Origin of the sequence: Caldicellulosiruptor morganii, assembly GCF_026810225.1 — a bacterium.
In the GTDB taxonomy this organism is placed as follows: domain Bacteria; phylum Bacillota; class Thermoanaerobacteria; order Caldicellulosiruptorales; family Caldicellulosiruptoraceae; genus Caldicellulosiruptor; species Caldicellulosiruptor morganii.
This window is the reverse complement of record NZ_CP113865.1, coordinates 962,899-987,440: the sequence shown is the minus strand read 5'-3', so window position 1 is coordinate 987,440 and position 24,542 is coordinate 962,899. Positions and strand designations below refer to the sequence as shown.

25 protein-coding genes, 8 tRNA genes, 1 pseudogene and 1 other annotated feature are annotated in these 24,542 nt (G+C 35.9%); of the genes and pseudogenes, 6 read left to right on the top strand and 28 right to left on the bottom strand.

Features of this window, described 5'->3' with window-relative positions; translation table 11 throughout:
• Nucleotides 1-208: 208 nt before the first annotated feature.
• Nucleotides 209-1,318 (top strand): annotated as a pseudogene (locus OTK00_RS04780) (helix-turn-helix domain-containing protein).
• A gap of 52 nt (nt 1,319-1,370) precedes the next feature.
• Here the strand turns inward: OTK00_RS04780 and OTK00_RS04775 are convergent.
• The 8 genes from OTK00_RS04775 to OTK00_RS04740 all read right to left on the bottom strand — a co-directional run bounded on the left by OTK00_RS04775 (nt 1,371) and on the right by OTK00_RS04740 (nt 5,327).
• Nucleotides 1,371-1,445 (bottom strand) — tRNA-Glu (locus OTK00_RS04775).
• Between the two features lie 23 nt (nt 1,446-1,468).
• Nucleotides 1,469-1,545 (bottom strand) — tRNA-Met (locus OTK00_RS04770).
• 25 nt (nt 1,546-1,570) lie between these two features.
• Nucleotides 1,571-1,646 (bottom strand) — tRNA-Met (locus tag OTK00_RS04765).
• Nucleotides 1,647-1,651: 5 nt separating this feature from the next.
• A tRNA-Leu gene (locus OTK00_RS04760) sits at nt 1,652-1,741 on the bottom strand.
• Between the two features lie 57 nt (nt 1,742-1,798).
• Nucleotides 1,799-1,883: transfer RNA gene (locus tag OTK00_RS04755), tRNA-Leu, on the bottom strand.
• Between the two features lie 133 nt (nt 1,884-2,016).
• Nucleotides 2,017-2,409 (bottom strand): secondary thiamine-phosphate synthase enzyme YjbQ, encoded by a 393-nt coding sequence (locus OTK00_RS04750; protein WP_045169271.1) that lies wholly within the window; start codon nt 2,407-2,409, stop codon nt 2,017-2,019.
• A gap of 34 nt (nt 2,410-2,443) precedes the next feature.
• Entirely contained in the window at nt 2,444-2,947 is a 504-nt protein-coding gene (locus OTK00_RS04745) for a nitroreductase family protein (protein ID WP_045169270.1), read from the bottom strand.
• A gap of 7 nt (nt 2,948-2,954) precedes the next feature.
• Entirely contained in the window at nt 2,955-5,327 is a 2,373-nt protein-coding gene (locus OTK00_RS04740) for an ATP-binding protein (RefSeq protein ID WP_045169269.1), read from the bottom strand.
• Nucleotides 5,328-5,513: 186 nt separating this feature from the next.
• Between OTK00_RS04740 and OTK00_RS04735 the strand changes: the two genes are divergently transcribed.
• Nucleotides 5,514-6,272, top strand: a complete 759-nt coding sequence (locus OTK00_RS04735) for a DUF6062 family protein (RefSeq protein ID WP_045169268.1) — start codon at nt 5,514-5,516, stop codon at nt 6,270-6,272.
• Nucleotides 6,273-6,283: 11 nt separating this feature from the next.
• Here OTK00_RS04735 and OTK00_RS04730 read toward each other — a convergent pair whose 3' ends face one another.
• The 5 genes from OTK00_RS04730 to OTK00_RS04715 form a co-directional block, all read right to left on the bottom strand.
• Nucleotides 6,284-7,093 (bottom strand): Asp23/Gls24 family envelope stress response protein, encoded by an 810-nt coding sequence (locus tag OTK00_RS04730; protein ID WP_045169267.1) that lies wholly within the window; start codon nt 7,091-7,093, stop codon nt 6,284-6,286.
• A gap of 44 nt (nt 7,094-7,137) precedes the next feature.
• Nucleotides 7,138-7,812, bottom strand: a complete 675-nt coding sequence (gene ispD / locus OTK00_RS04725) for a 2-C-methyl-D-erythritol 4-phosphate cytidylyltransferase (protein ID WP_045169266.1) — start codon at nt 7,810-7,812, stop codon at nt 7,138-7,140.
• A 14-nt stretch (nt 7,813-7,826) separates the two neighbouring features.
• Nucleotides 7,827-9,479, bottom strand: coding sequence for an FAD-dependent oxidoreductase (locus OTK00_RS04720; RefSeq protein WP_045169265.1), 1,653 nt, complete (start codon nt 9,477-9,479; stop codon nt 7,827-7,829).
• A gap of 91 nt (nt 9,480-9,570) precedes the next feature.
• Nucleotides 9,571-9,795 carry a cation transporting ATPase C-terminal domain-containing protein gene (locus tag OTK00_RS12235; protein ID WP_157841011.1) on the bottom strand — a complete coding sequence of 75 codons (225 nt, stop codon included), beginning with the start codon at nt 9,793-9,795 and terminating at the stop codon, nt 9,571-9,573.
• Nucleotides 9,792-10,742 carry an HAD-IC family P-type ATPase gene (locus tag OTK00_RS04715; protein WP_045170142.1) on the bottom strand — a complete coding sequence of 317 codons (951 nt, stop codon included), beginning with the start codon at nt 10,740-10,742 and terminating at the stop codon, nt 9,792-9,794. The genes OTK00_RS12235 and OTK00_RS04715 overlap by 4 nt, the downstream gene beginning before the upstream one ends.
• A gap of 208 nt (nt 10,743-10,950) precedes the next feature.
• Here OTK00_RS04715 and OTK00_RS04710 point away from each other — a divergent pair, with 208 nt between their 5' ends.
• The gene (locus OTK00_RS04710; RefSeq protein ID WP_045169264.1) at nt 10,951-11,493 is read left to right on the top strand and encodes an ABC transporter transmembrane domain-containing protein; all 543 of its coding nucleotides are present in this window, start codon (nt 10,951-10,953) and stop codon (nt 11,491-11,493) included.
• On the opposite strand, the gene OTK00_RS04705 is transcribed toward OTK00_RS04710, so the two are convergent.
• The 15 genes from OTK00_RS04705 to OTK00_RS04635 form a co-directional block, all read right to left on the bottom strand.
• Nucleotides 11,469-11,855, bottom strand: coding sequence for a hypothetical protein (locus tag OTK00_RS04705; protein ID WP_045169263.1), 387 nt, complete (start codon nt 11,853-11,855; stop codon nt 11,469-11,471). The genes OTK00_RS04710 and OTK00_RS04705 overlap by 25 nt on opposite strands.
• A 162-nt stretch (nt 11,856-12,017) precedes the next feature.
• A complete protein-coding gene (rplL, locus tag OTK00_RS04700; RefSeq protein WP_045169262.1) occupies nt 12,018-12,407 on the bottom strand; it encodes a 50S ribosomal protein L7/L12 in 390 nt (129 codons plus the stop codon).
• Between the two features lie 39 nt (nt 12,408-12,446).
• On the bottom strand, nt 12,447-12,971 hold the full coding sequence (gene rplJ, locus OTK00_RS04695; protein ID WP_045169261.1) for a 50S ribosomal protein L10: 525 nt from the start codon (nt 12,969-12,971) through the stop codon (nt 12,447-12,449).
• Nucleotides 12,972-12,990: 19 nt separating this feature from the next.
• Nucleotides 12,991-13,178: a sequence feature (ribosomal protein L10 leader region), on the bottom strand.
• Between the two features lie 18 nt (nt 13,179-13,196).
• Nucleotides 13,197-13,889: a 50S ribosomal protein L1 gene (rplA, locus tag OTK00_RS04690; RefSeq protein ID WP_045169260.1), complete on the bottom strand. Its 693-nt coding sequence runs from the start codon at nt 13,887-13,889 to the stop codon at nt 13,197-13,199.
• A 76-nt stretch (nt 13,890-13,965) separates the two neighbouring features.
• Nucleotides 13,966-14,391 (bottom strand): 50S ribosomal protein L11, encoded by a 426-nt coding sequence (gene rplK, locus OTK00_RS04685; protein ID WP_013290324.1) that lies wholly within the window; start codon nt 14,389-14,391, stop codon nt 13,966-13,968.
• 39 nt (nt 14,392-14,430) lie between these two features.
• Entirely contained in the window at nt 14,431-14,955 is a 525-nt protein-coding gene (gene nusG / locus OTK00_RS04680) for a transcription termination/antitermination protein NusG (protein ID WP_045169259.1), read from the bottom strand.
• A gap of 59 nt (nt 14,956-15,014) precedes the next feature.
• On the bottom strand, nt 15,015-15,284 hold the full coding sequence (secE, locus tag OTK00_RS04675) for a preprotein translocase subunit SecE (protein ID WP_045170141.1): 270 nt from the start codon (nt 15,282-15,284) through the stop codon (nt 15,015-15,017).
• 23 nt (nt 15,285-15,307) lie between these two features.
• Nucleotides 15,308-15,472, bottom strand: coding sequence for a 50S ribosomal protein L33 (gene rpmG / locus OTK00_RS04670; protein WP_045169258.1), 165 nt, complete (start codon nt 15,470-15,472; stop codon nt 15,308-15,310).
• A 185-nt stretch (nt 15,473-15,657) separates the two neighbouring features.
• Nucleotides 15,658-15,733 (bottom strand) — tRNA-Thr (locus tag OTK00_RS04665).
• Nucleotides 15,734-15,777: 44 nt separating this feature from the next.
• A tRNA-Gly gene (locus tag OTK00_RS04660) sits at nt 15,778-15,851 on the bottom strand.
• 48 nt (nt 15,852-15,899) lie between these two features.
• Nucleotides 15,900-16,115 (bottom strand): DUF1858 domain-containing protein, encoded by a 216-nt coding sequence (locus OTK00_RS04655; RefSeq protein WP_045164963.1) that lies wholly within the window; start codon nt 16,113-16,115, stop codon nt 15,900-15,902.
• Between the two features lie 85 nt (nt 16,116-16,200).
• Entirely contained in the window at nt 16,201-16,953 is a 753-nt protein-coding gene (locus OTK00_RS04650; protein WP_045169257.1) for a nucleotidyltransferase family protein, read from the bottom strand.
• Nucleotides 16,954-16,970: 17 nt separating this feature from the next.
• Nucleotides 16,971-17,651: a GntR family transcriptional regulator gene (locus tag OTK00_RS04645; RefSeq protein WP_045169256.1), complete on the bottom strand. Its 681-nt coding sequence runs from the start codon at nt 17,649-17,651 to the stop codon at nt 16,971-16,973.
• A gap of 36 nt (nt 17,652-17,687) precedes the next feature.
• Nucleotides 17,688-18,539: a 4-(cytidine 5'-diphospho)-2-C-methyl-D-erythritol kinase gene (ispE, locus tag OTK00_RS04640; protein WP_045169255.1), complete on the bottom strand. Its 852-nt coding sequence runs from the start codon at nt 18,537-18,539 to the stop codon at nt 17,688-17,690.
• A gap of 284 nt (nt 18,540-18,823) precedes the next feature.
• Nucleotides 18,824-18,915: transfer RNA gene (locus tag OTK00_RS04635), tRNA-Ser, on the bottom strand.
• Between the two features lie 334 nt (nt 18,916-19,249).
• On the opposite strand from OTK00_RS04635, the gene carA reads away from it, so the two are divergent.
• From carA to argF, 3 genes are read left to right on the top strand one after another with little or no spacing between them, the layout of a single operon-like run.
• A complete protein-coding gene (gene carA / locus OTK00_RS04630) occupies nt 19,250-20,320 on the top strand; it encodes a glutamine-hydrolyzing carbamoyl-phosphate synthase small subunit (RefSeq protein ID WP_045169254.1) in 1,071 nt (356 codons plus the stop codon).
• A gap of 6 nt (nt 20,321-20,326) precedes the next feature.
• Nucleotides 20,327-23,560: a carbamoyl-phosphate synthase (glutamine-hydrolyzing) large subunit gene (gene carB, locus OTK00_RS04625; RefSeq protein WP_045169253.1), complete on the top strand. Its 3,234-nt coding sequence runs from the start codon at nt 20,327-20,329 to the stop codon at nt 23,558-23,560.
• Nucleotides 23,535-24,461, top strand: coding sequence for an ornithine carbamoyltransferase (argF, locus tag OTK00_RS04620; RefSeq protein WP_045169252.1), 927 nt, complete (start codon nt 23,535-23,537; stop codon nt 24,459-24,461). The genes carB and argF overlap by 26 nt, the downstream gene beginning before the upstream one ends.
• The last annotated feature ends 81 nt before the right edge of the window (nt 24,462-24,542 follow it).

Here is a 24,542-nt window from a genome sequence, read left to right as displayed (position 1 = left end):
AACTCCCACCGGATGTCAACACAAAAAATTTTTCTTACTCGAATAGGTGTGAAGATATTTACCACAGCGAAAGAATGTGCGAAAATAGTGAGGAGAAGGTCATAAAAAGAATAGAGGCTGCCTCCATCCTGTTTGATATAATTAAAAAGTGTAATATTTCATTCAAAAGAAACATCAAAAAACTACCAGGATGGGAGGACAGCCTACTATGAATATTATATCATACCATGAGTTAAGAAAAATATCTCCTGAAAAAGCAAGAGAATTAATCCGAAAAGTGTTTGAAGTAAATAACAAAAACGTATCAAAAACTGCTAAAATATTAGGTGTATCAAGAGCTACTATTAGAAGGGCAATTTACGGTCCTCTTGAGGATAAATCCAGAAGACCTAAAACTTGTCCAAGAAAACTTTCTTCTGAACTTGAAAATCTCATTATCCAAGAGGCTAAAAGAACAGGATTTAGATACAGACGTCTTTCACTTTATTTGTTCAGAAAATACGGAGTTAAAATAAGTGAAAACACGATAAAGTCAATTCTTAAAAGAAATGCTGTACCAAGAAAGACAAGAAAGGCAAAAAAAGGTGAAAGAAGTTTGTATGACTACGAAACTCTCATTCCATTTTCTGAATTTCAGCTTGATACAAAGCATCTTTTAGACAAAGATAGTCTTCCAAAAGAAGTATATGAACATATCAAAAAATACAATCTCCCACTCTATGAGTGGAACATGATAGACGTTGCAACAAGAACAAGATTTACAGCTTATTCTTATGAACTTTCTTCTGCCTTTGGCTTTATGTTTGTATCCTTGGTTGCATTATGGCTAAGAACTCACAATGTCAGAAGCCAAATAAGAATAAGGTTAGACAATGGAGCAGAATTTTGTGGAGGAAGCGAAAGAAAACTAAAGAAGTAGAAATGAGATGCTGTCATTTCTGGGAGTAGAACTAACTCCTATTCCACCAAAAGCTAAACACTTGATGGGTATAATTGAAAATTCACCAAGAAGCAGATGATGAGTATTTCGCAATAGATTCATGCGGAAAGATGTAAAACAAAAGATGAATTTATTCAAAGAGCCCAAAGATGGCAGGATACATGGAATTTTTTCAGACCTCATAATGGTAAAGGAATGAATGGGAGGACACCATTTGAAAAATTCAAAGACTCTAAAACTTTGGTTTCCTCCCATGTATTTCAGTTTCCTACTTTACTTCTTGATGATATTATGAAAAAGGTAGGTACTTTCTATTCTCTGTTCTGTAATAAATTAGGTGGTAAATATGTCTTTATCACGTGCCGGGTAAACACTTAAAATTAAGCAAAAATAAAAAAGGGCATATAACTGCCCTCTTTCTCTTATTTTTTGGTGACCCCGAGGGGATTCGAACCCCTGTTACAGGCGTGAAAGGCCTGTGTCTTAACCACTTGACCACGGGGCCATATATTCTCTCTTAACATAAAATGGTGGCGGCGAACGGATTCGAACCGCTGACACTGCGGGTATGAACCGCATGCTCTAGCCAACTGAGCTACGCCGCCCTCTCTTTGTTTTTTCTAAAATTTTTGGTTGCGGGGGGAGGATTTGAACCTCCGACCTTCGGGTTATGAGCCCGACGAGCTACCAGCTGCTCCACCCCGCGATATCTGGTGCCGGAAACCGGACTTGAACCGGTACGACCTTATTCAGGTCCCAGGATTTTAAGTCCTGTGCGTCTGCCAGTTCCGCCACTCCGGCATTCGCAATTATATATTATAATGTTTGGTCTTTGAATTGTCAAGAGGATTTTAACTCTGGTGCGGGTAGAGGGACTTGAACCCCCACGGCTGTTGCCACTAGATCCTAAGTCTAGCGCGTCTGCCAATTCCGCCATACCCGCTCCGCTTTGCGTATAATATTTTAGCACAAGGCTCTTGCTTTGTCAAACACAAATATAAGCCTTGAGCACCTGCAACTCTAAATTTAAATTCAGTTGTTTGCAGATGTCAAGGCTTAACTTTTATCAACTTTTGTCACTTTATATACACATAAATCTTTCTTCTTCTTGGCCCATCAAACTCACAAAAAAACACGCCCTGCCATGTACCAAGCATAAGTTCACCGTTTTTAACAATGATGTTTACTGATGAACCTATTAAGCTTGCCTTTATATGTGCATCCGAGTTTCCTTCTGTATGACTATATCCATTATTTGCTGGAACTATTTTTTCAAGCTGCTTTTTTATATCGCTAACAACCGAAGGGTCAGCATGCTCATTGATAGTAACACCAGCTGTTGTGTGAGGAACAAATACCGTCATAAGCCCTTCTTCAATATTTGAGTGTCTTACAATCTCTTTAAGTTTGCTTGTAATATCAACAAAATCAACTCTATCTTTTGTTCTTATCTCAAGTTCTCTAAACAATTATCCCAACCCCCATAAATATTTTTGTGAAAATTTATCTTCTGTATTGATTCCAGTGTAGTATTGAAGATAATTCTTTTTTATCTCTCACAGGTTCTTCATCAGGATACCCAATACTAATTAGTGCACACAGTTCCAGATGTTCAGGAACATTCAAAAGCTTTTTCACATCTTCAGAATGTTCTTTTTTGTAGCTCGCAACCCAGCATGCACCTAAGCCCAGAGCTTTTGCTGCAATCAAAATATATGTTGATGCTGCTGACATGTCTTCCAAAATATATTCAAACCCTTTTTCATAAAGGACCGCCACACAGCACGAAGCATCTTCTATAAATCTTCCATATCGTGCTTTTTGAGCAATCTGCTTTTTCAATTCCTCATCTGTTACAACCACAAACTCCCATCCCTGATTTCCACGCGCTGTTGGAGCAAATCGTGCAGCGTCTATTATCTTCTCGATGGTTTCTCTATCAAGAGGCATGTTCTTTTTGTACTTTCTTATACTTCTTCTTCCCTTTAAAACTTCTAACATATTCATGTTAAAATCACCCCTCCTTCTCTTTACTCGGTTGCCCTATGCTTGTAAGATTATCCAGGTATTTTTTTAGTTTCTGCTTGGACAGAAGAATAATCTCATCAAAGCTTTTACCGGTCAGGATTTCCATAGCTTCATTTATAGACTTCACTGCCCAAATATGAAAATTGCCATTTCTGATACTATCTATAACTTCGTCGCATAATACCAGGTTTTTCATATTCTGATGAGGAATTATCACACCCTGGTTGCCTGTAAACCCTTTTTTCTTACAAACATAGTAGAACCCTTCTATCTTCTTTGTCACTCCGCCAACAGGCTGAATCTCACCTTTTTGGTTTACAGAACCTGTAATTGCAATGCCCTGGTAGATAGGTACATCGCTCAGTGCAGACAAAAGTGCACAAAGTTCAGCAGCTGAGGCAGAATCACCCTCAATTCCTGAGTAAAGCTGTTCAAAACATATCGTGGCATTAAGTGTAAGAGGCATGTCCTGTGCAAAAACCTCCGAAATATACCCTGCAATTATCAAAATCCCTTTGCTGTGAGTTTTGCCAGACATCTGCACCTCGCGCTCAATATTTATTATACCACTTCTACCACTGCTTGTGGTAACTGTTATTCGAGATGGCTTTCCAAAAGTATAATCTCCAACATCCAAAATGGCAAGAGCATTTATCTGAGCTGTTTTGTAACCATCCACATCAACAAGAATTGTTCCATCTTCAATCATTTCATTTATCTTTTCTTCATACTTTGCACTTCTGTACTCCTTTTCGCAAATAGCCTTGATGACATGCTCTTCTGTCACATGTGTGCTATTTTCAAGCTGTGCCCATGTGTTTGACTCAGCCAGAATTTCAACTATTTCATTAAATCGTGTGGAGAGTTTTTCCTGATTCTCAACAAGTCTGCATGAATATTCAATAACCCTCTCAACAGCCGATCGTGAAAAAGGCAGAGCATTTTCTCTTTGACAAAAAGAACTGACAAACTGTATCATCTTATATACATTTTCTTTGTTATAATCCATTTCACTGTCAAAATCTGCTTTGATTTTGAAAAGCTTTCTGAAGTCTTCATCATAGTTATATAAAATGTTATAAATGTATTCACTGCCAATTAAAATCACTTTTAAATCCACAGGAATTGGTTCTGGCTTTAAAGTGGAAGTAATAAAAAGTCCATAAATATCTTTTAGATTTTCAATAACTATCTCACCCGTTTTTAGAATTCTCTTTAGAGCTTCCCATGCCTGAGGATAACTCAAAATGTCTTTTGCCTGAAGAATCAAATATCCACCATTTGCCCTGTGAATTGCCCCGGCTTTTATTTTTGTAAAATCAGTTACCAGAATATTTCCCATTTCATTTTCATATTCAATTTTCCCCACCAGATTGTAGTAGGTTGGATTTACTTCATACACAACCGGTGCTCCGTCCAAATCCGAGTTGTCCACAATGACATTTACTTTATATTTATCCACACTGGAAGTCTTTTTATATGACAGAAGCTGAAAAGGTATGCTCTGCTCATCGTCATCTTTATCCAAAAAGTCATCAAGATTTTCCACTATGTCATTTGTAACACCGTCGATAAATTCAAGCACCTTCTGGTTTTCTCTGTATTTGTTTCGTATTTCATATACATAATGGCTTATTGTAAATACAGCTACCTTCTTTTGCAGTTCTTTTATCCTCTCTTTTGACTCTTTTTCAAGAAGTTTTATCTTCTTTAAAACCTCCTGAGTTTCAAGCTGAAGCTTTTTAATCTTTTTTTCAATTTCATCTCTTATTGACTTTTCAAGCTCGGGATATTCAGATTCTGATATGGCTTTCCCATTCACAATTGGTATAAAATATACACCGCTCGGCGTATATTTTATCTCAAATCCATATCTTCTTGCTTCTTCAGCCAAATCATCCAAAAGCTGAGCTCTTTTTTCCTGGTACTCGTTGTAAATATTATTCCTGTCAGTTTCATACTCCTCACTTGTAAACACTTTTTTCAGGTCATTTATCACTGATTCAACAAATTCTTCTACGTCATTCTTAAAAATTTTCCCCATTCCTTTTGGAAGATTGATCGCCACCGGAGAATCCGGATTTGAAAAATTGTATACATACACCCAATCATTGGGAACAGGTTTTTGCTTTGCAATCTCTTTGAGATACCCTTCTGCAAAACTTGTCTTACCCGTGCCTGTTGGTCCACACATATAGATGTTATAACCTCTTGTATTGATTCTGAGTCCAAACTCAAAAGCTCTTCTTGCTCTCTCCTGCCCTATTATATCTCTCAGCGGTTCTATTTCTTCAGTAGTATTAAAATTGAATTCAGACAGGTCTACGTATCTTTTCAATTTTTCGGGTGTAACTTTCATAAATATCACTCCACCATTTATTTTATCTTTAAAAATTTAATACCCAATATTTTTAATAAATATTCCAAAAAGCAAATTGATATTGTGCACAAGCAGCAGAAACTGTAAAATAGATGTTATCATATTTTTGTTTTGTGTTAAAAATTTATAAAGAATATAAAATTTCTTTAAGGAGTGGATGGTACAATGGGTGATGAAAAAATATATATGATTCCCGTCAATGACGCATTTTCTGTTGATTGCGAATGTGCATTTTGTTATCTGGAAAATAATTTCGAAAAACAGTGTCTGGAAATTGTACTTGGCGAAAGTGTAATGGAAGTTGACTCCCGTGTGGAAACAAATAAAAAAGGGTTTTGTCCAAGACATTTTCATATGTTGCTTGAACAAAAAAATAAACTTCCATATGGTCTTATGCTGGAAACTCATATCTACGAAATAAAAACTAACTTTGAAAGGATTCTATCTTCACATTTTATGTCTTTAAATACTCAAAAAAGAGAGGGATTTTTAAGCCGATTTTTGAACAACAAAGCTCTCAGGGAAAATCTTCTGAACGATCTACTTGCGTTTTTCAAAACCATAAACTCTCAGTGTGTTATTTGCGAAAGAATAAATGCAAGAATGAAGAATTATTTTGATGTGTTCTTTTTTATGTGGAAAACAAAAAAGGATTTTCAACAAAAAGTTCTCAACTCAAAAGGATTCTGTCTTTATCATTTTTACGATTTACTCAAAATTTCACAAAATCATTTACACTCAACAGATTTAGATCAATTTGTTGAAAAAATTTGTAAAATTGAACTCGATGCAATTTCTCAAATTTACAAAAATATCTGTGAATTTAATAAACAATTTGATTACAGAAATGCAAATAACATACCTGCTCATGAAGTAAGAAATTCGCTTATAAACGCAACAGAAAAACTGGGAAAGTATAAATAAAAATTTTTCAGTTAAACCTGTACACCTCTTGCAATAAGGTGAATATATTCCACATTTATGGATGTATAATATTCTATCTCTTCCTTTATTTCTTTTTGAACCTTTTCAAGTTCTGATTTGATATTACAACCAAATTTTAATATAAGTTCTACTTTTATATATAAAAGGTTATTCTTTATGGCAAGGTCCACTGACAAAATTTTTGCTATATTTCGTTCTTTTTTTAAAACATTTTTTATATATGCAATCAAAACATTTTCTGAGATTGTGTACTCGCCAAGATAACTAAATGTGGGTCTCACAATTGTCTTTTCAGCAATAATATAGTCGTTGAGATTTATTCTTTTAAAAAGTCTTAAGGGATAAATCAACAGCCCGGAAAAGTCCTTTTTTATCTCAAATGTCGGTACCGGGACAACATGTTTTCCCTCTTTGTTCCTTGTTGTCATTGCTTTTTTTATTTCTATCTCACTTGAAACCTCACTAATATCAATAAATCTCTCTATTTTTTCAAGTTCCAAACGCTGAGCAATCTTCTGTGCCATTTGTTTTGAAGTTGCAAGTATGAGTATACTTTTAATCGAAAGTCTTCTTATAGCTTCCCTTACCTCATTTGCATGTTCTTCTTCCATAAAAAGAGCTCTTCTTACAGAAGCCAGATATGTAGGTTCTTTTTTGGCAGATTTGCCTGCTATAAGTTTGGAATTATACACCAGTATACCATCATCAATAATGGCTTCTGCACCTACCATTTTAGCAACAATCAAAGCTTTATGACTCTTTCCTGAACCACTCGGTCCAATTAAGGCATATACTTTCACTGTTCAATTTACCTCTTTTTGAAAATTTCTTAAAACTTATTTTACTATTTAAAAAGATTCTCAGCAACTGCCTTTGCAAAAATCATATCTTCCTGTGTAGTAATCTTAAAATTCAAGCTGGTACCTTCGATTATTTTAGGCTTTACTCCAAGCGCCTCTACATATTGCAAATCATCAGTAAAACAAATATCTTCGAATTTCTTATAAGCTGTGTAAATCAAATCAAATTTGAAAACCTGTGGTGTCTGAACCAAATACACTTTCTCTCTCGGAATTGTACTTTCTATATATCCATCTGTAACATACTTTACAGTATCTTTTGCCAAAACAGCAGGCGCAACTGCATAACTACTTTTTACCTCTAAAATCAGGTTTTCTATAAGACTTAAGTTAATAAAAGGACGTGCAGCATCATGTATGGCAACAAAATCACACATCCCTTTTACAAGCTCCAGACCTTTTTTTACTGTCTTTGCTCTCTCATCTTCTCCATAATCCCACAGGATTACTTTTTTATATTTCTCTTTGAGCAAATCCCCAATCTCTCTATAACCGCTTGGAATTAAAATTACCACACTATCTATAAAAGGTGAGTTTTCAAACACAGAAAGAGAATATTCTATCACCATCTTATTGTTCAAAAATAAAAATTGTTTGGGGGTCTTGCCCCCAAACCTCTTGCCGCTACCCGCAGCACATACAATAGCAAATGTTGTCATTTTAAGTCCCCCATCTACTCTACCAAGTCAGGATAGTACATTCTCCAGGAAGTCCAGCCACCACTCATATTGAAACAGTCAAAGCCATTTGCCTTCAAAATCAAACATGCATGATAAGACCTAAAACCAACACCACAGTATGCAATTATCTTTTTGTCTCTGGGAAGTTCATTTATTCTTCCTCTCAGGTCATCAACTGGAATATTCACTGCACCTTTAATATGCCCAAATTCATATTCCTCCGGAGTTCTTACATCAAGTATAAAATATTCTTTGTTATCAAGAAGTTCATATACTCTATCAGGTAAAATATTCTTAATTTCACCCCTCAAAATATTCGCAGCTGTCATTCCCGCCATTATCACAGGGTCCTTTGCTGAAGAGAAAGGCGGTGCATAAACAAGGTCAAGATTTTCTAAATCGAATACAGTTAGCCCGGCATATATAGCAGTTGCAATTACATCTGCTCGTTTATCAACCCCTTCTTTTCCAACAACCTCTGCACCATAAATTCTGCCTGTTTTGTTATCAAACATAAGCTTTATGGTTAGCTGTTTACCACCAGGGTAGTACCCTGCATGGTGAAGAGGATGGACAATTGTAACATTGTAATCAAGACCAAGGCTCTTGCACTCATTTTCACTGAGCCCTACCTTTGCCAACGCCCAATCAAATACCTTTATAATAGAACTACCTACAACATCTTTGAATTCCAAATCACCACCTGCTGCATTACATCCTGCAACCCTTCCTTGCTTGTTAGCAGGACCAGCCAGCGGTATCCACACATTTGTGCCTGTTACAATGCTTCTTACTTCAACTGCATCCCCTGCTGCATATATATCAGGGTCAGATGTCTGCATTTTGCTGTTAACAACAATACCCCTGTTTACTTCAAGCCCTGCCTCTCTTGCAAGCTCCACATTTGGAATTACACCAGCTGTTTGAAATACCGCATCGCATTCAATCTCCTCACCATTTGAAAGCACCAGTTTTTTAGCAACACCATCTTCAATCTTAGCATCAGTTACAGAAATCCCTGTCTTAACCTTAATACCTTTGGTTGTCAGTGTATCCAAAATTGGATTTGTCATCTCTTTGTCAAACTGAGGCAAGATTGACTCTTTTAATTCTATAATTGTACAATCAAGTCCAATTTCACATAATTGCTCTGCAAGCTCCATACCGATATAACCTGCACCAATCACAACAGCTTTCTTGACATGCTTTTTCGCAAAATCTTCTTTAATTCTGTCAACATCATAGAGTGTAAAGCAGGTATAAGAATTTTTACAATCTTTTAAAAATGGTAAAACAAAAGGTCTTGCTCCAGTTGCTATAATCAGCTTATCATAACTCTCTTCGTAGGTTGTGTTATTCTTCCTGTCAAAAACTGTAATTGTCTTTCTATCACGGTTGATTTTTGTAACCTGAGAGAGTACTCTTACATCAATATTATATCTTTTCCTGAAAAGCTCTTCCCTTACCACCAAAAGACTATCCCTTTTTGGAATTGTACCACCAACATAATAGGGAAGTCCACAGTTTGCAAAAGATACATATTCACCTTGCTCAAAAAGAATAATCTGGGCACTCTCATTGGTTCTGCGTGCTTTTGTGGCAGCAGATGCTCCAGCTGCAACGCCTCCAACTATGACAATCTTCATTTTCCTGCAAATCTCCTTTCCAAACAGTATTTTTTATTCTTAAAGTATGACATTTTTTTATCAACTGTCCTTCTCATATCATTTTATCACTTCAGTTATTTTTTGCAAATATAGAATGAAGCAGAGAAGGAAATAATGAACAAATTATGATAACCATCCACTCCAGAAATCCCAGGCAAGTTACTTCAAATACTATACCCAGCTGTGGTATATAGATTACCAGTAAAAATAATGAAAATGATACAATTACGCCAAATAATAAATATAAATTTCCAAACAGTAAATAAAGAATACTTTTTTTATGTTGAGCATTCAAACAAATAAATTATCGGTAAGTGTTCCTGTTTTGTCTGAACAAATAATGTTTACACAGCCCAGTGTTTCAACTGCTGAAAGCTTTCTTATAAGAGCATTCTTCTTTGCCATTCTTTGAACCCCTACCGCTAAGGTTATTGTCACCACAGCAGGCAAACCTTCAGGAATTGCTGCAACCGCTAAAGAAATACCTATCATAAACATATCATAAATGTTTTGTCTTCTTAAGATTCCCAGTATAACAATAACAGCACATATACTGAGACAAACCAGAGCAAGCTGCTTACCAAGCTGGTTAAGTCTTCTTTGAAGAGGCGTTTTCTCTTCTTCAATCTCAGCCAAAGTTTTGGCTATTTTGCCCATTTTTGTCTCAAGACCAATAGATGTCACTTTCATTATGCCTTTGCCTTTTACAACATAAGTGCCCATATACAACCTGTTTTCGTTTTTTTCATCTTTTTCAACCGGTAATGACTCACCAGTCAAAATCGATTCATCAACTGCCAAGGAAAAGGACCTTAACAAAATTCCATCTGCTGGAATTCTATCGCCTTCTTCAACTATAACTATGTTATTTATTGTTACAAATCTGGTTTCTATTTCCTCTAAATTGCCATCTCTTACTACTTTCGCTTTATATGAGACATAATTTTTCAGTGATTCTATAGCCTTTTCAGCTCTAAACTCCTGTATAAACCCTAAAAGTCCATTTAGGATTATCAAGAAGAAGATAACAATGGCATCCAAAAACTCGCCCAATAAAAAGGACACTGCTGTAGAAAGCGCTAATATTACAACCAGAATGTCTTTAAACTGGTCCAAAAATATTGAAAATGCTCTTTTACTCTTTTCAATTTTTATTTCATTTAATCCAAATTGTTTAATATTCCTTTCCGCCTCCTGAAATGAAAGTCCTTTTTCAAAAGACCCAAGAAGTTTGTTTACCATCTATAAAATTCTAATCCCTGTCAAGTATCTATAAACAATATTATTAAAAGGTTCAAACTTTTATGATGAACAAAGAGCATCTTAAAAAATTGAGCCAAATATTAAAATTCTTATATTTATTTTTAGATACCACAGGGTTATAATTTATTAGAGCGCTGAAAATTATCAAAGCAATAAATTACAAACTCAAAAAAGAGAGGTTTTTCAAATGGACAATCTGAAAAAACTATCGTCCTATTTTCGGAAATATAAAAAGCTTCTGTTTATTGGTTTTTGCTTGATAATAATATCAATTTCCTTGGCTATGGTAAACCCCTATATTTCCAAAATAGTAGTTGATGAAGCCATTACTAAGAAGAAATACAATCTTTTGCTTCCCCTTTTAATTGGTATGCTTTTGGTAAGCCTTTTTAGAGGGCTGATTCGTTACTGGCATTCATACATATTTGAATATGTTTCTCAAAACATTCTGTATGATTTAAGAGAAAGCCTTTATAAATTTCTACAGAATCAAACTTTTGAGTTTTTTGACAAAACACGAACAGGCGAACTTATGGCACGTATGACAGGGGACTTAGAAGGTATCAGAATGCTTTTTTCAACTGCTATACCGCTCAGTTTAAATATTCTGAAAAATAAAAAATCCAAAATAGCCAAAAAGAGGCTGTTTTTTAAATTTGTTTCAGCCTCTTTTTATTTTATATCTTTTATTTTCTGTCTATTAACCTATGAATTTGTCTTTCTGGCTTGATACTTATTTATTGAAAGCAAGATCTCTTCCTGCCACTTTTTGTACAATGGAATGACATCATCTTTGTACTTTTTCAAAAGCTTTTCAGAAGTAGGTTCTTTGTACAGCTCAAGAAGGTTTTCTAAACTCTGCTGGATTTCATTTTCCAAAGACATTGCATTTTGTAAGTCAAACTCTGTTTGAATTATTTTCAGAGCATTTGAAATACTCAAAAAAGCCTCAATAATATCATTTAAAAGATAAAAAGAATCTTCAAAGCGTAATTCTGGAATTTGAACATTAACAATATGTTCAAAAGCTTCTGATATAGTGGGTACCAGTTCATTTATCTTCTGGACAATTTCTAAGTATTTCTCATTCATTTCAGACTCCCAACCTTTCTAAGTAATATTTATAATTGAAAGTTAGTAAGCAAAACTATTTATGTGAAAATACGTATTTTATAATACCATAAGTTCAATAAAATTTCACCTAAAAATTAAAGAGGGCAGAAGATAATTCCCCTGCCCTCTTTTAAATTAAATTTACTTGAGCTCAACCTTTGCCCCAACTTCTTCTAACTTCTTCTTAATCTGTTCAGCTTCATCTTTTGATACATTTTCTTTGATTGGCTTTGGAGCACCATCAACAAGGTCCTTTGCTTCTTTTAACCCGAGTCCAGTAATCTCTCTTACAACCTTGATAACCTTAATCTTATCAGCACCTGCATCTGCCAGGATAACATTGAACTCTGTCTTCTCCTCAGCTGCTGGAGCTGCTGCCTGAGCACCTGCAACTGGAGCTGCTGCAACAGCTACTGGAGCTGCTGCTGTAACACCAAACTCTTCTTCCAATGCTTTGACCATTTCAGAAAGCTCTAAAACAGTCAATGTTTTGATTTCTTCGATTAACTTCTGAACCTTTTCGCTTGCCATCTTTAAAACAACCTCCCATTTTAAAATTTTTTATTTATGTTAAGCACTCTGCTTTTTAGCAATAGCATCGAGTGCCAGAACAAGCTTTCTAATAGTACCAGAAAGCACATAAACAAGACCGGACATAGGCGCATTCAAGCCGCCCAGCATTTTTGCAATAAGTTCTTCTTTTGATGGAAGTTTTGATAGTGCATCAACTTCCTGTGCAGAGATAACTTTTCCTTCAATGAATCCGCCTCTAACTTCTAACTTTTCAAGATCCTTCGCACTTTCTTTTAAAACTTTTGCCACCTTTACAGGGTCGTCGTAAGAAAGTGCAATTGCAATAGGTCCTTCAAAAAACTGCTCAAGTTCTGATAAGTTGTTTTCCTTTACTGCAAAGGTGAAAAGTGTTTTCTTTACCACCTTGTATTCTATACCTGCTTCTCTTAACTTTTTCCTCAAGGCTGTGTCCTGTTCAACTGTAATTCCACGGTTGCATACAATAACACCTGCTTTTGCTTTAGAAAGCTTTTCTTTGTATTCAGCCAAAAGCTGCTCTTTCAGTGCTCTTGATTTTGGCAATAAACTCACCTCCTGTCTCCATAAAATTATTAAAGCCTCTTTAAGTTTACCTTAAAGAGGCTGTAATTATCCTCCTTCGGCTTACAACTAAATAAACATTCAGCCGACGGAACCCAATAATTACAACCTCGGTAGGCAAACTTTAAGCAAAGCATACCATCTAATATGCTTTGCACCTACTGTCTTCGGTTGTAAGGATATTTACTTTTTCAAACAACTCTGAAATTACATTGGTTTTAGAGGATTAATCTTTATTCCCGGACCCATTGTAGTTGCAACCGTAATACTTCTTATAAACTGCCCCTTTGCTGCGGGTGGTCTTGCCTTGATTATTGCATCCATAAGTGTTCTATAGTTTTCAAGAAGTTTTTCCCTGCCAAAGGAAACCTTCCCAATAGGGCAGTGAATTATTCCGGTTTTGTCAATTCTGAACTCTATTCTACCAGCCTTTGCTTCCTTTACAGCCTTTGCAATATCCATTGTCACTGTGCCTGATTTAGGGTTTGGCATAAGCCCTTTGGGTCCCAGTATCCTACCGAGTATTCCAACCAATCCCATCATATCCGGTGTTGCAATACATACATCAAAGTCTGTCCAGCCTTCATTTTGAATCTTTGCAACAAGTTCCTCTGCCCCTACATAATCAGCACCCGCTTCTTCAGCTTCTTTCGCTTTGTCACCTTTTGCAAATACAAGTACTCTGACATTTTTACCTGTTCCGTTTGGAAGAACAACCGTGCCTCTTACCTGTTGATCTGCATGTCTTGGATCAACATTTAGTCTTACATGCACTTCCACTGTTTCATCAAATTTAGCATAAGATGTTTTTAGAGCCAGATCAATAGCCTCTTCCGGATCATATAACCTGGTCTTGTCAACCAGTTTTGCTGCCTCTTGATATTTTTTGCCTCTGAACACTCTCCAAACCTCCTTTGTGGTATTTGCGGCTTTAAATAACCTCCCACTTAACTTTAAAAAAACGGGCTCAAAAAGATCAGTCTTCCACAACAATTCCCATGCTCTTTGCTGTTCCTTCAATTGTTCTCATTGCTGCTTCCAAGGATGCAGCAGTCAAATCAGGCATCTTTTGTTCAGCAATCTTTCTAATTACATCTCTCTTTAATGTGGCAACCTTTTGTTTATTTGGTTTTGGTGAACCACTCTCAATTCCCGCAGCTTTCTTTAGCAAAACTGATGCTGGTGGTGTTTTTGTTATAAATGTAAATGATCTGTCAGAATATACTGTTATTACAACTGGGATTATAAGCCCAGCATCCTTTGCAGTTCTTTCATTAAACTCTTTGCAAAATTGCATAATGTTAACACCATGCTGACCCAGAGCAGGTCCTACTGGTGGTGCTGGTGTTGCTTTCCCTGCAGGAATTTGAAGTTTAATTTGTGTTAAGACCTTTTTTGCCATTGAGATTGTCACCTCCTACTTCTTAACATTGAATAATCTTTAAAATCTCTCTACCTGATGATAATCAAACTCAACTGGAGTTTCACGCCCGAATAGATTGAGCATAACCTTCACTTTTTTCTTTTCTCTATTTATCTCAATCACAGGTCCATAAAAATCTGCAAATGGACCAGAGACAACTTTTACATTATCACCCACTTCAATATCAAATACCTCAACCACTTCTTCTTTTATGCCCATTGCCTCAATTTCTTCATCGGTAAGAGGTGTGGGTTTGGATTCAGGTCCTACAAAACCAGTTACACCTCTTACATTTCTAATGGTGTACCAAATATCATTATCCATTACAGCCTTAATTAAAACATATGAAGGAAACTTTTTCTTTTCTTTTACTACTTTTTTCCCATCTTTAATCTCTGTTACAAGTTCAGTGGGAATTCTGATATCTAATATTTTATCAGAAAGATTTCTATTTTCAATTATCTTTTCTAAATTTGCTTTTACCTTGTTTTCATACCCAGCGTAGGTATGAATAACATACCATTTTGCTCTTTTATCGCTCATCTTGAAGGGCTAAAAGCCCGCCCTCCTTTTTTCTTTAATTGATTCATAAGGTAAGATTGTTATCTTATCTTAAGTAACAGTTTAAAAATAAGCTGTTCATATATTACGTCAGCCAGCAAAATAAATACAGTGAAAAACAACGTAAATGCCAGAACAACAACTGTGTGTTTCATAACCTGTTTTCGAGAAGGCCATACTACCTTCTTCATTTCAATTTTTACATCTCTAAAAAACTTTACTGTTCTTGTCCACCATTCTTTAAATGTCACTTTCTTTCTGTTTGAGGAAGATTTTATAACTGGTTTTTCTACTTTTTTCTTCTCCACCATCATCCACACATCCTCTTTTTTAACTATTTAGTCTCTCTATGAACGGTGTGCTTTCGGCAAAACTTACAGTACTTTCTCAGCTCAAGCCTGTCCGGGTCATTTTTCTTGTTCTTTTCTGTAGTGTAATTCCTGTTTTTGCACTCTGTGCATTCCAAATGAATTATCACTCTCGCTCCTTTTGCTGCCATTTTGCTATGTTCACCTCCACTATCCTAAAACCTTTAAAATATCTGGCTTTATTCATCCTTAGCTAAGATTAATACAGCACTCTGCATTTCTCAATTACAAGCGGAAAATTAGCAAAAAAAAATACGCCTTTTTTATTTGACTTTTTAAATCTATCATAAACAAATAAAATTGTCAACAACTAAAATGGAGCCCACGACCGGGATCGAACCGGCGACCTCCACCTTACCAAGGTGACGCTCCGCCTACTGAGCTACGTGGGCATTTACAAAAATAAAGGGGTTTTTACCCCTTTATTTTTAGCACCTGGAGCGGGTGATGGGAATCGAACCCACGCTGCCAGCTTGGGAAGCTGGTGTTCTACCATTGAACTACACCCGCATCGCAATTATATTTTAATACTATTTTTTAAAGATGTAAAGAGTTTTTTTAGTCTAATAGACCCTTACTCTTTAGATATTCATTCAACTCATCTACAAGCTTTTGAGCATCTATCCCATGCAGAGCACAGGCTTCTTCAATGCTTTCTCCCTGTGCTGACGGGCACCCCAAACAATGAAGACCATTGTTTAAAAATATCGGAATAGTTCCTCTGTCAATCTTGAGCACATCGGCAATAATTGTGTCAGGAGTTATCCTTGGCATCTTTTTAAGCCTCCTTCAATTCAGAATATTGACACACAGCAAAATTTTCATCATTTGATATTATACCACAATTTCAATAGGAATTCTATCTTTTTTTCTGAAGATAAAATTTCGCTACCATCAAATCAGAATCCTTGTCCACATCCTGCCCAATTTCAGGGTATGTAGAAATAATAGCTTTGGCTTTTACTTTGAACACCTTTGAAACTCTTTTTTCTACTCTCTGGATTGAAAGCTTCTTTGTTAAAAAGAGCAAAAGAATTGTTGGACCTATCAATCTTGCCATTGCGATGGGATTCTTACGCTTTTCTACAAGCTTTTCAGCAAGCCTGTAGCATCTGTCAAATATTGAAGGATTGATAATTATTGCATTTCCACCTGTAAATGTTCCTTCTTTTACAGTTCCATATGTTCTTTTCATTTGAGGATACTTTTCATCATTTATACTTTTCTCAACAATAGGATAGCAGATATCAGCACCAGTTTTTATTGATTCTTCGATAAAATGATCTATGGCTTCAGAAGTTATAAATGGTAAATCAGAGGTTAGAAATAATATCCTATTATTGCTGTTTAGATACTCTATCGCTTTTTTGGCATTCTTCATAATTGAATTATCTTCTTCCAAAAATTCTACTCTCGGATATTTTAATTTTAACACTTCTTCAAGTTTTGAAGGACCTACTACAACTATTCTTGAAATATACTTTGAATTGCACACAGCTTCCAAAACATATTCAATCATAAACCTATCATTAAGTTTTATCAATGCTTTACATTCGTAAGGGGTCCCTGATTTGCTCTTATCAGAGCCTGCTAATATTACAGCGTTTACCATATTCTTCACCTTTTTTGTTAAAATTTTAAGCTTTTGATTAATTCTATCTCTTGATTTTTTATATGCTCTTCTGCTACCTTCTGGGCTTTGTCTGCATCTCCACTCAAGATTGCTTCTACAATTTCTCTGTGTTCATTTAATAGATTTTCACTTTTTCTGTATATCTCTTTCAGATATATAATTCTAAACCTTGTAATTTGCTCTCTCAAATTATTGATGATATGCTGGAGTTTTTCATTTTTCGCACCTGCATAGATAATATCATGCAGCTTAATATCATCATTTATCATTCCTTCAATGTTACCTAACTTAAAGTTTTTTTCAAACGATGCTAATGCCTTTTTGAGTTCCTCTTTTTCAGATTTTGTCATCCTCTGAGCAGCAAGACATGCTGCCAACTTATCCAGAGCAGCTCTTATTTCTAAAACATCCATAATCTCCTTTTTTGAAATATCTGCAACATAAGCACCCTTTCGAGGAAGCATTACAACAAGACCTTCTAACTCAAGTTTTCTAATTGCCTCTCTAATTGGTGTTCTGGAAACACCAAGCATTTCTGCAAGCTTTATCTCCATCAGTCTCTCACCGGGCTTTAATTCGCCACTGACAATCATGTCTCTCAGTTTTTCAAACACTATCTCTCTCAATGGTTTATAGTTCTCTATTAAAAAATAATGTGATTCGTTTTTCTCATTCATCTTTCTCACAACTCCTACTTTTGATTGCTAAAAAAGTCAGACATCACAGGTGGTAGTCAGAATTATCTCTTTAATAAAAACCTTCAACCTGTCAGCAGCTTTAAGAGCATCATACCGATTAGGAAATATTCCAAATACAGCAGGTCCACTTCCTGTCATAACAGTCCCCAGTGCATTATAATTTCTCATAATATCTTTAACCCTGTTTATTACAGGATACTGATTGACAGTTACTGTTTCCAAAACATTGCATAAATTCTTTGCAATCTCTCGCACATTACCCTCTTCAATTGCTCTAATCATGGCATCTGTATCCGGTCTTCTTTTGATTTTACTAAGATTAAGAGCCTCATAAACAGCCTGTGTTGAAACATATACCTCTGGCTTTGCAATCAATATATTCATTTTGGGCACTGACTTTAGTTTTGTAACCTTTTCTCCTATTCCCTCACAAAGAGCAGTACCACCAATCAAGCAAAATGGAACATCAGCACCAATTTCTCTCCCAAGTTCAATTAATTCATCCTGACTCAAGTTCAGCTTAAATAATTCATTTAACCCTTTTAAAACAGCTGCGGCATCAGTACTACCACCTGCCAACCCTGCTGAAATAGGAATATTCTTTTGAATATGTATCTTAACACCTTCTTTTACTCCAAATCGTTCTTTGACAAGAGCCGCAGCAATGTACGCATGGTTTTTACTATCAGTCGGAATATTTTCACTTGAAGTTGTTACAATTATGTTATCTTCTTCTATCTTTTCAATATCGATTATATCATACAAATCCACTGTTTGCATTATTGTTCTGATCTCATGGTAACCATCATCTCTTTTAGAAATAACATCCAGAGTCAAGTTAATTTTCGCATATGCTTTTAGTACCAATTCATTCCACACCTTTCACAGTGATGTATTAACCAATTCAGATATTGTATATTGTATTTTCCATTTAATTATTTTGTCAAAAAAGCACAGAAATATTATGAAAGATTTCTAAAAATTTCCTTATTAAAGATGCCAATGCTATGAAACAAAGAGGTTAATAAAAAAAGACCACTTTATTCATGGTCCTGCATTATGGTGCTCAATTATAATATTACACTATCTGTCCAAAAACTTGCAAGTCTTTTTAACACGTCCTTTGCTATGAAAACCTCAAAAAAAATTAATGGCGGAAGGGGTGGGATTCGAACCCACGGCCCGCGTTCAGCGGGTCACTGGTTTTCAAGACCAGCTCCTTAAACCACTCGGACACCCTTCCGCTTTTTTAATCTCGTTTTATTTATCCAAAGCAAAATTTATTATAAAACATCTTAGCATATATGTCAATAACCTTGAAGGAAAATCAAGAATCCTAATTTTACGTTTGAAAAACCTTGGTTTGGACAATTGATGACACTTCCCCAGTTCTACGGGTACATTGTACAACTCGATTTTTGGGCAAAGCACTATAATGTTAACTTCGAATAAAAATAAATTTGTTATTGTATTTTTATTCATTTTGAGTTATAATCTTATCAGGCAACAATTTAGTATTGAAGTTACAAAACTATTTTGATACTCTTATATACAAAAAGTCTAAAAGGAGAATGGAGATGAAAAAAGCAATACTTGTTTTGGAAGATGGACTTTTGTTTGAAGGAATCTCACTTGGTGCAGAAGGTGAAACAATCGGTGAGGTAGTATTCAACACATGTATGACAGGTTATCAGGAAGTACTTACAGATCCTTCTTACAATGGTCAAATAGTAACAATGACTTATCCTTTAATAGGCAATTATGGTATAAATGATGAGGATGTTGAGTCATACAAACCTCATGTTGAAGGTTTTATTGTAAGAGAGGCTTGTAAACAACCTTCTAACTTCAGGTCAAAAAAGACTCTCCACCAATATTTAAGAGAAAATAATATAGTGGGAATTGAAGGTGTTGATACACGTGCAATTACAGAACATATAAGAAACAAAGGCTCAATGCTTGGAATAATCTCAACAGAAACTGATAACAAAGAACTTCTTTTGAATAAAATTGCAGAATATAAGAATCAAAAACCCTGCTTAGTAAAAGAGGTCTCAACAAAAGAAATCTACAGAATAGAAGGAAATGGTAAAAGAGTTGCCGTGCTTGACTTTGGAATAAAGCAGAATATACTGAGAGAGCTTTCCAAAAGGGGACTTGACTTGTATGTTTTCCCGTACAATAGTTCACTTGATGATATTATGAGTGTTAATCCGGATGGATTTGTATTTTCAAATGGTCCCGGTGATCCGGTGGATTTGCAAGAAATATTCGAAAATTTGAAATCTATTATAAATCTTAAAAAACCTATTTTAGGAATATGCTTGGGACATCAGCTTCTGGGATTGTGTTTGGGGCTTAAAACATACAAACTGAAATTTGGACATCATGGTGGAAATCATCCTGTAAAAGATTTAACAACCGGCAAAGTGTATATTACATCACAGAATCACAACTATGCTATTGAATACAAAGAGTATGACAAAATAAGGATAACCCATGTTAATGTTAATGACAAAACAGTCGAAGGGTTTGCTCATTTAGACCTTCCAATTGTATCTGTCCAGTATCATCCAGAGGCAAGCCCTGGTCCACACGATTCAAAATATATCTTTGACCAGTATACAAAGCTTTTGAATGGAGTGTAGCAAAAAATGCCAAAGAGAAATGATATAAAAAAGGTTTTAATAATTGGTTCTGGACCAATTGTAATCGGGCAGGCTGCTGAGTTTGACTACTCAGGAACTCAAGCCTGCCGTGCCTTGAAAGAAGAAGGAATAGAGGTTGTTCTTGTCAACTCAAACCCGGCTACAATTATGACAGACACTGAAATAGCAGACAGAGTATATATTGAGCCAATTTCTGTTGATTACATCGAAGAGATCATCAAAAAAGAAAGACCACAGGGACTTCTTGCAGGGCTTGGAGGTCAAACAGCTTTAAACATGGCATTTGAGTTAGCTACAGCCGGAGTACTTGACAGATATGGTGTAAAACTTTTGGGAACATCTCTGGAAACAATCAAGAAGGCAGAAGACAGAGAACTTTTTAAAAAGACAATGCTTGAAATAGGTGAACCTGTTCCAAAAAGCACAATTGCACACAGTGTGGAAGAAGCTTTAGAATTTGCAAGAGAAATAGGATATCCTGTCATTGTCCGTCCTGCGTATACGCTTGGTGGCACTGGCGGTGGAATCGCGAACAATGAAGAGGAACTGAGATACATTGTAAGTAAAGGTTTGAAGCTTTCTTTAATCCATCAAGTACTGATAGAACAGAGTGTACTTGGCTGGAAGGAAATAGAATATGAAGTTATGAGAGATAGTCAGGACAACTGTATTACTGTGTGCAACATGGAAAACATTGACCCGGTTGGAATCCATACAGGGGATAGTATTGTTGTTGCGCCATCTCAAACGCTTTCTGATAAAGAATATCAGATGCTGAGAAGTGCAGCTTTGAACATCATAAAAAGTCTTGAAATTGAAGGTGGATGTAACGTTCAATTTGCCTTGAATCCAGACAGTATGGAATATGTTGTGATTGAAGTCAATCCAAGGGTAAGCCGTTCTTCTGCTCTTGCCTCAAAAGCAACAGGTTATCCCATTGCAAGAATTGCAGCAAAGATTGCAATAGGTCTTACCCTTGATGAGATAATCAACCCCATTACGCAAAACACATATGCAAGTTTTGAACCTTCAATTGACTATGTGGTTGTAAAAGTTCCTCGCTGGCCTTTTGATAAATTTGAAAAAGCTGACAGAACACTGGGTACACAGATGAAATCAACCGGTGAGGTAATGGCAATCGGAAGGACATTCGAAGAGGCATTTTTAAAAGCAATCGACTCGCTGGATGTTAAAATAAATTATCAGCTCGGGCTTAAGAAATTTGAAGAAATGAAAGATGAGGACCTTTTAGAGTATATAAAAACACCCAATGACGAGAGAGTGTTTGCAATTTGCGAAGCACTTTACAGAAATTATGATTGTGAGTTTTTAAGCAAGCTCAGTAAAATTGATCTGTTTTTCATACAAAAATTTAAAAACATCGTGGATATGTCAAAACAACTTAAAAAATATGACCTTGACTCTTTGCCCTATGAACTTTTGAAAAAGGCAAAGAAGCTTGGTTTTGGCGATTCCTACATTGCAAACCTTTTAAAGGAAGATGTTGATGAGGTAATTGAGATAAGAGAGAAATGCAAACTCAAACCCTCTTTTAAGATGGTTGACACATGTGCAGGTGAATTTGAAGCAAAAACTCCATACTTTTACTCCACATATGAAAGTGAAACCGACCTCAGGGTCAGTTCAAACAAAAAGGCAATAGTTATTGGCTCAGGTCCAATTAGAATTGGGCAAGGAATTGAATTTGATTATTGCTGTGTGCATTCGGTTTTTGCGCTCAAAGAGGAAGGTGTTGAGGCAATAATAGTCAATAACAATCCTGAAACTGTTTCAACAGACTTTGATACATCCGATAAGCTCTTTTTCGAACCACTCACAAAAGAATGTGTACTTGACATTATAAAACAAGAAAAGCCAATGGGTGTAATTGTCCAGTTTGGCGGACAGACAGCCATCAATATGGCTTCCTATCTTGCTAAAAATGGAGTAAAGATTTTAGGAACATCAATGGAAAGTATTGACATTGCCGAGGACAGAGATAAATTTTTAAATCTCTTAAAAACTCTTGGAATACCCTATCCTCAGGGCGGTTCTGCTTACAATTTAGAAGATGCAATTAAAGTGGCTGAGCAGATTGGCTATCCTGTTCTGGTAAGACCATCATACGTGCTTGGCGGCAGAGCAATGGAGATAGTCTACAATAAAGACGAACTTGAAAAGTACATTAAAGCAGCCATAGAAATCTCTATAAAGCATCCCATTTTGATTGATAAGTATATATCTGGCAAAGAGGCAGAGGTTGACGGTATTTCTGACGGCGAAGATGTTCTGATTCCCGGTATTATGGAACATATTGAAAGAGCCGGTGTCCATTCGGGCGATAGTATGGCCGTCTTCCCACCCCATACACTTTCAGAAAGAGTAAAAGAAAAAATTGTGGAATATACAATAAAACTTGCTTGTGCTCTAAAAGTGGTCGGACTTTTTAACATCCAGTTTGTTATTGACAGGGACGAAAATGTTTATGTTATTGAGGTCAATCCAAGAGCAAGCAGAACTGTGCCCATTTTGAGCAAGGTAACAGGGATTCCAATGATAAAGATTGCTACAAAACTGATACTCGGCAAAAAACTTAAAGACCTGGGATACAAAACCGGTCTTGTAAAAGAACCTGACTTTTTTGCGGTAAAGGCACCTGTATTTTCATTCTCAAAGCTTTCAAAAGTGGATGCATACTTGGGACCGGAGATGAAATCAACGGGTGAAGTTCTCGGAATCTCTAAAAATCTCAAAGTTGCCCTTTACAAGGCCTTTATCTCATCCAATTATAGGTTTACAAAAGATGGTAACTGTTTTATCATAGCACCCGGGACAGAAAGAGATTCAATCCTACAAATTATAAGAAAACTGTATGAAATTAATTATAAGGTCTATCTACCAGAAAGTATGAAAGATATGGTAAAGGGTTTTAATGTTGAATTTATAAATGAAAAAACTGCTGAAAAAATGCTTATAGAAGACAAATTTGCATTTGTTATAAACATCCCATCAAAGGATGCAAACAGCGAATTTGGATATAAAATGAGAAGACTTTCTGTTGAGTTTGGTATCACCAATCTGACATCAATTGATACTGCAAATTATTACTTAGAGGTGCTGACTTCACTTGACCAGCTTGAAAAGGACATTTATTGTATTAATGATTTATTCAAAGGAGAAAGGATGGGACAATATGAGACACTTTCTTTCCTTAAATGATTTAACAAAAGATGAGATACTGTACCTGGTCGAACTTGCCTGCAGGCTAAAAAGTGAGGTAAAAAAAGGTTTTTTCTTCCCCTATCTTAAAAATAAGGCATTGGGGTTGATTTTTACCAAGGCTTCCACACGGACAAGAGTATCCTTTGAGGTAGGAATCAACCAGCTCGGCGGCTATTCCCTTTATCTTGGTAAAAATGACCTTCAACTTGGTCGGGGTGAGACAATAGAAGACACCGCAAAGGTTCTTTCAAGGTATCTTGATTTAATTGTAATTCGCACATATGCTCAAAGTGAGGTTGAAGAGTTTGCAAAATACTCTTCAATTCCTGTTATAAATGGACTCACAGATGATTGGCATCCAACACAAATAATAGCTGATTTCCAGACAATTTTTGAAGAGAAAGGAAGACTTAAAGATTTAAAAATAGCATATGTTGGGGATGGCAATAACGTTGCAGCAACGCTTCTGGTAGGTGCAAGCAAACTTGGTTTTGATATGGCAGTTGCAACTCCAAAAGGGAATGAGATAAAAAATGAAGTTATCAGCTTTGCAAAAGATGAAGCAAAGAAAAGCGGTAGCAATCTTATATTCACTTACAATCCTGCAGAAGCTGTGAAAAACGCCGATGTTGTTTACACAGACACATGGGTCTCAATGGGTCAAGAAGAAGAAAAGGAGAAAAGAATAAAGGACTTTGAAGGCTATCAGGTAACTCGGGACTTAATGAAACTTGCAAAAGAGGACGCAATCTTTTTACACTGCCTTCCTGCATATAGAGATTTTGAAGTCTCTTCTGAGGTTATTGATGGTCCTCAATCCAGAGTTTTTGATGAGGCTGAAAACAGATTGCATGCTCACAAGGCCATCATGATATTTGTGTCTTTAGGAAGAATATAAAAAACTTCTGAGACAAAAAAAGGGGCTGTCCAAAAAGATAATTGGATAGTCCCCTTTCTTACGATATATAGTTTTTGACTT

Coding starts and splice junctions, on each gene's coding strand:
- rpmG (WP_045169258.1), bottom strand. CDS start 15,472: ATGGCAGCAAAAGGAGCGAGAGTGATAATTCATTTGGAATGCACAGAG.
- OTK00_RS04740 (WP_045169269.1), bottom strand. CDS start 5,327: ATGAAAGTTACACCCGAAAAATTGAAAAGATACGTAGACCTGTCTGAA.
- ispD (WP_045169266.1), bottom strand. CDS start 7,812: ATGACAACATTTGCTATTGTATGTGCTGCGGGTAGCGGCAAGAGGTTT.
- carA (WP_045169254.1), top strand. CDS start 19,250: ATGAAAAAAGCAATACTTGTTTTGGAAGATGGACTTTTGTTTGAAGGA.
- OTK00_RS04650 (WP_045169257.1), bottom strand. CDS start 16,953: ATGGTAAACGCTGTAATATTAGCAGGCTCTGATAAGAGCAAATCAGGG.
- OTK00_RS04655 (WP_045164963.1), bottom strand. CDS start 16,115: ATGCCAAGGATAACTCCTGACACAATTATTGCCGATGTGCTCAAGATT.
- rplL (WP_045169262.1), bottom strand. CDS start 12,407: ATGGCAAGCGAAAAGGTTCAGAAGTTAATCGAAGAAATCAAAACATTG.
- OTK00_RS04715 (WP_045170142.1), bottom strand. CDS start 10,742: ATGGTAAACAAACTTCTTGGGTCTTTTGAAAAAGGACTTTCATTTCAG.
- OTK00_RS04645 (WP_045169256.1), bottom strand. CDS start 17,651: ATGAATGAGAAAAACGAATCACATTATTTTTTAATAGAGAACTATAAA.
- rplK (WP_013290324.1), bottom strand. CDS start 14,391: ATGGCAAAAAAGGTCTTAACACAAATTAAACTTCAAATTCCTGCAGGG.
- OTK00_RS04735 (WP_045169268.1), top strand. CDS start 5,514: ATGGGTGATGAAAAAATATATATGATTCCCGTCAATGACGCATTTTCT.
- OTK00_RS04705 (WP_045169263.1), bottom strand. CDS start 11,855: ATGAATGAGAAATACTTAGAAATTGTCCAGAAGATAAATGAACTGGTA.
- secE (WP_045170141.1), bottom strand. CDS start 15,284: ATGGTGGAGAAGAAAAAAGTAGAAAAACCAGTTATAAAATCTTCCTCA.
- OTK00_RS04710 (WP_045169264.1), top strand. CDS start 10,951: ATGGACAATCTGAAAAAACTATCGTCCTATTTTCGGAAATATAAAAAG.
- carB (WP_045169253.1), top strand. CDS start 20,327: ATGCCAAAGAGAAATGATATAAAAAAGGTTTTAATAATTGGTTCTGGA.
- OTK00_RS04720 (WP_045169265.1), bottom strand. CDS start 9,479: ATGAAGATTGTCATAGTTGGAGGCGTTGCAGCTGGAGCATCTGCTGCC.
- OTK00_RS04745 (WP_045169270.1), bottom strand. CDS start 2,947: ATGAATATGTTAGAAGTTTTAAAGGGAAGAAGAAGTATAAGAAAGTAC.
- nusG (WP_045169259.1), bottom strand. CDS start 14,955: ATGAGCGATAAAAGAGCAAAATGGTATGTTATTCATACCTACGCTGGG.
- argF (WP_045169252.1), top strand. CDS start 23,535: ATGAGACACTTTCTTTCCTTAAATGATTTAACAAAAGATGAGATACTG.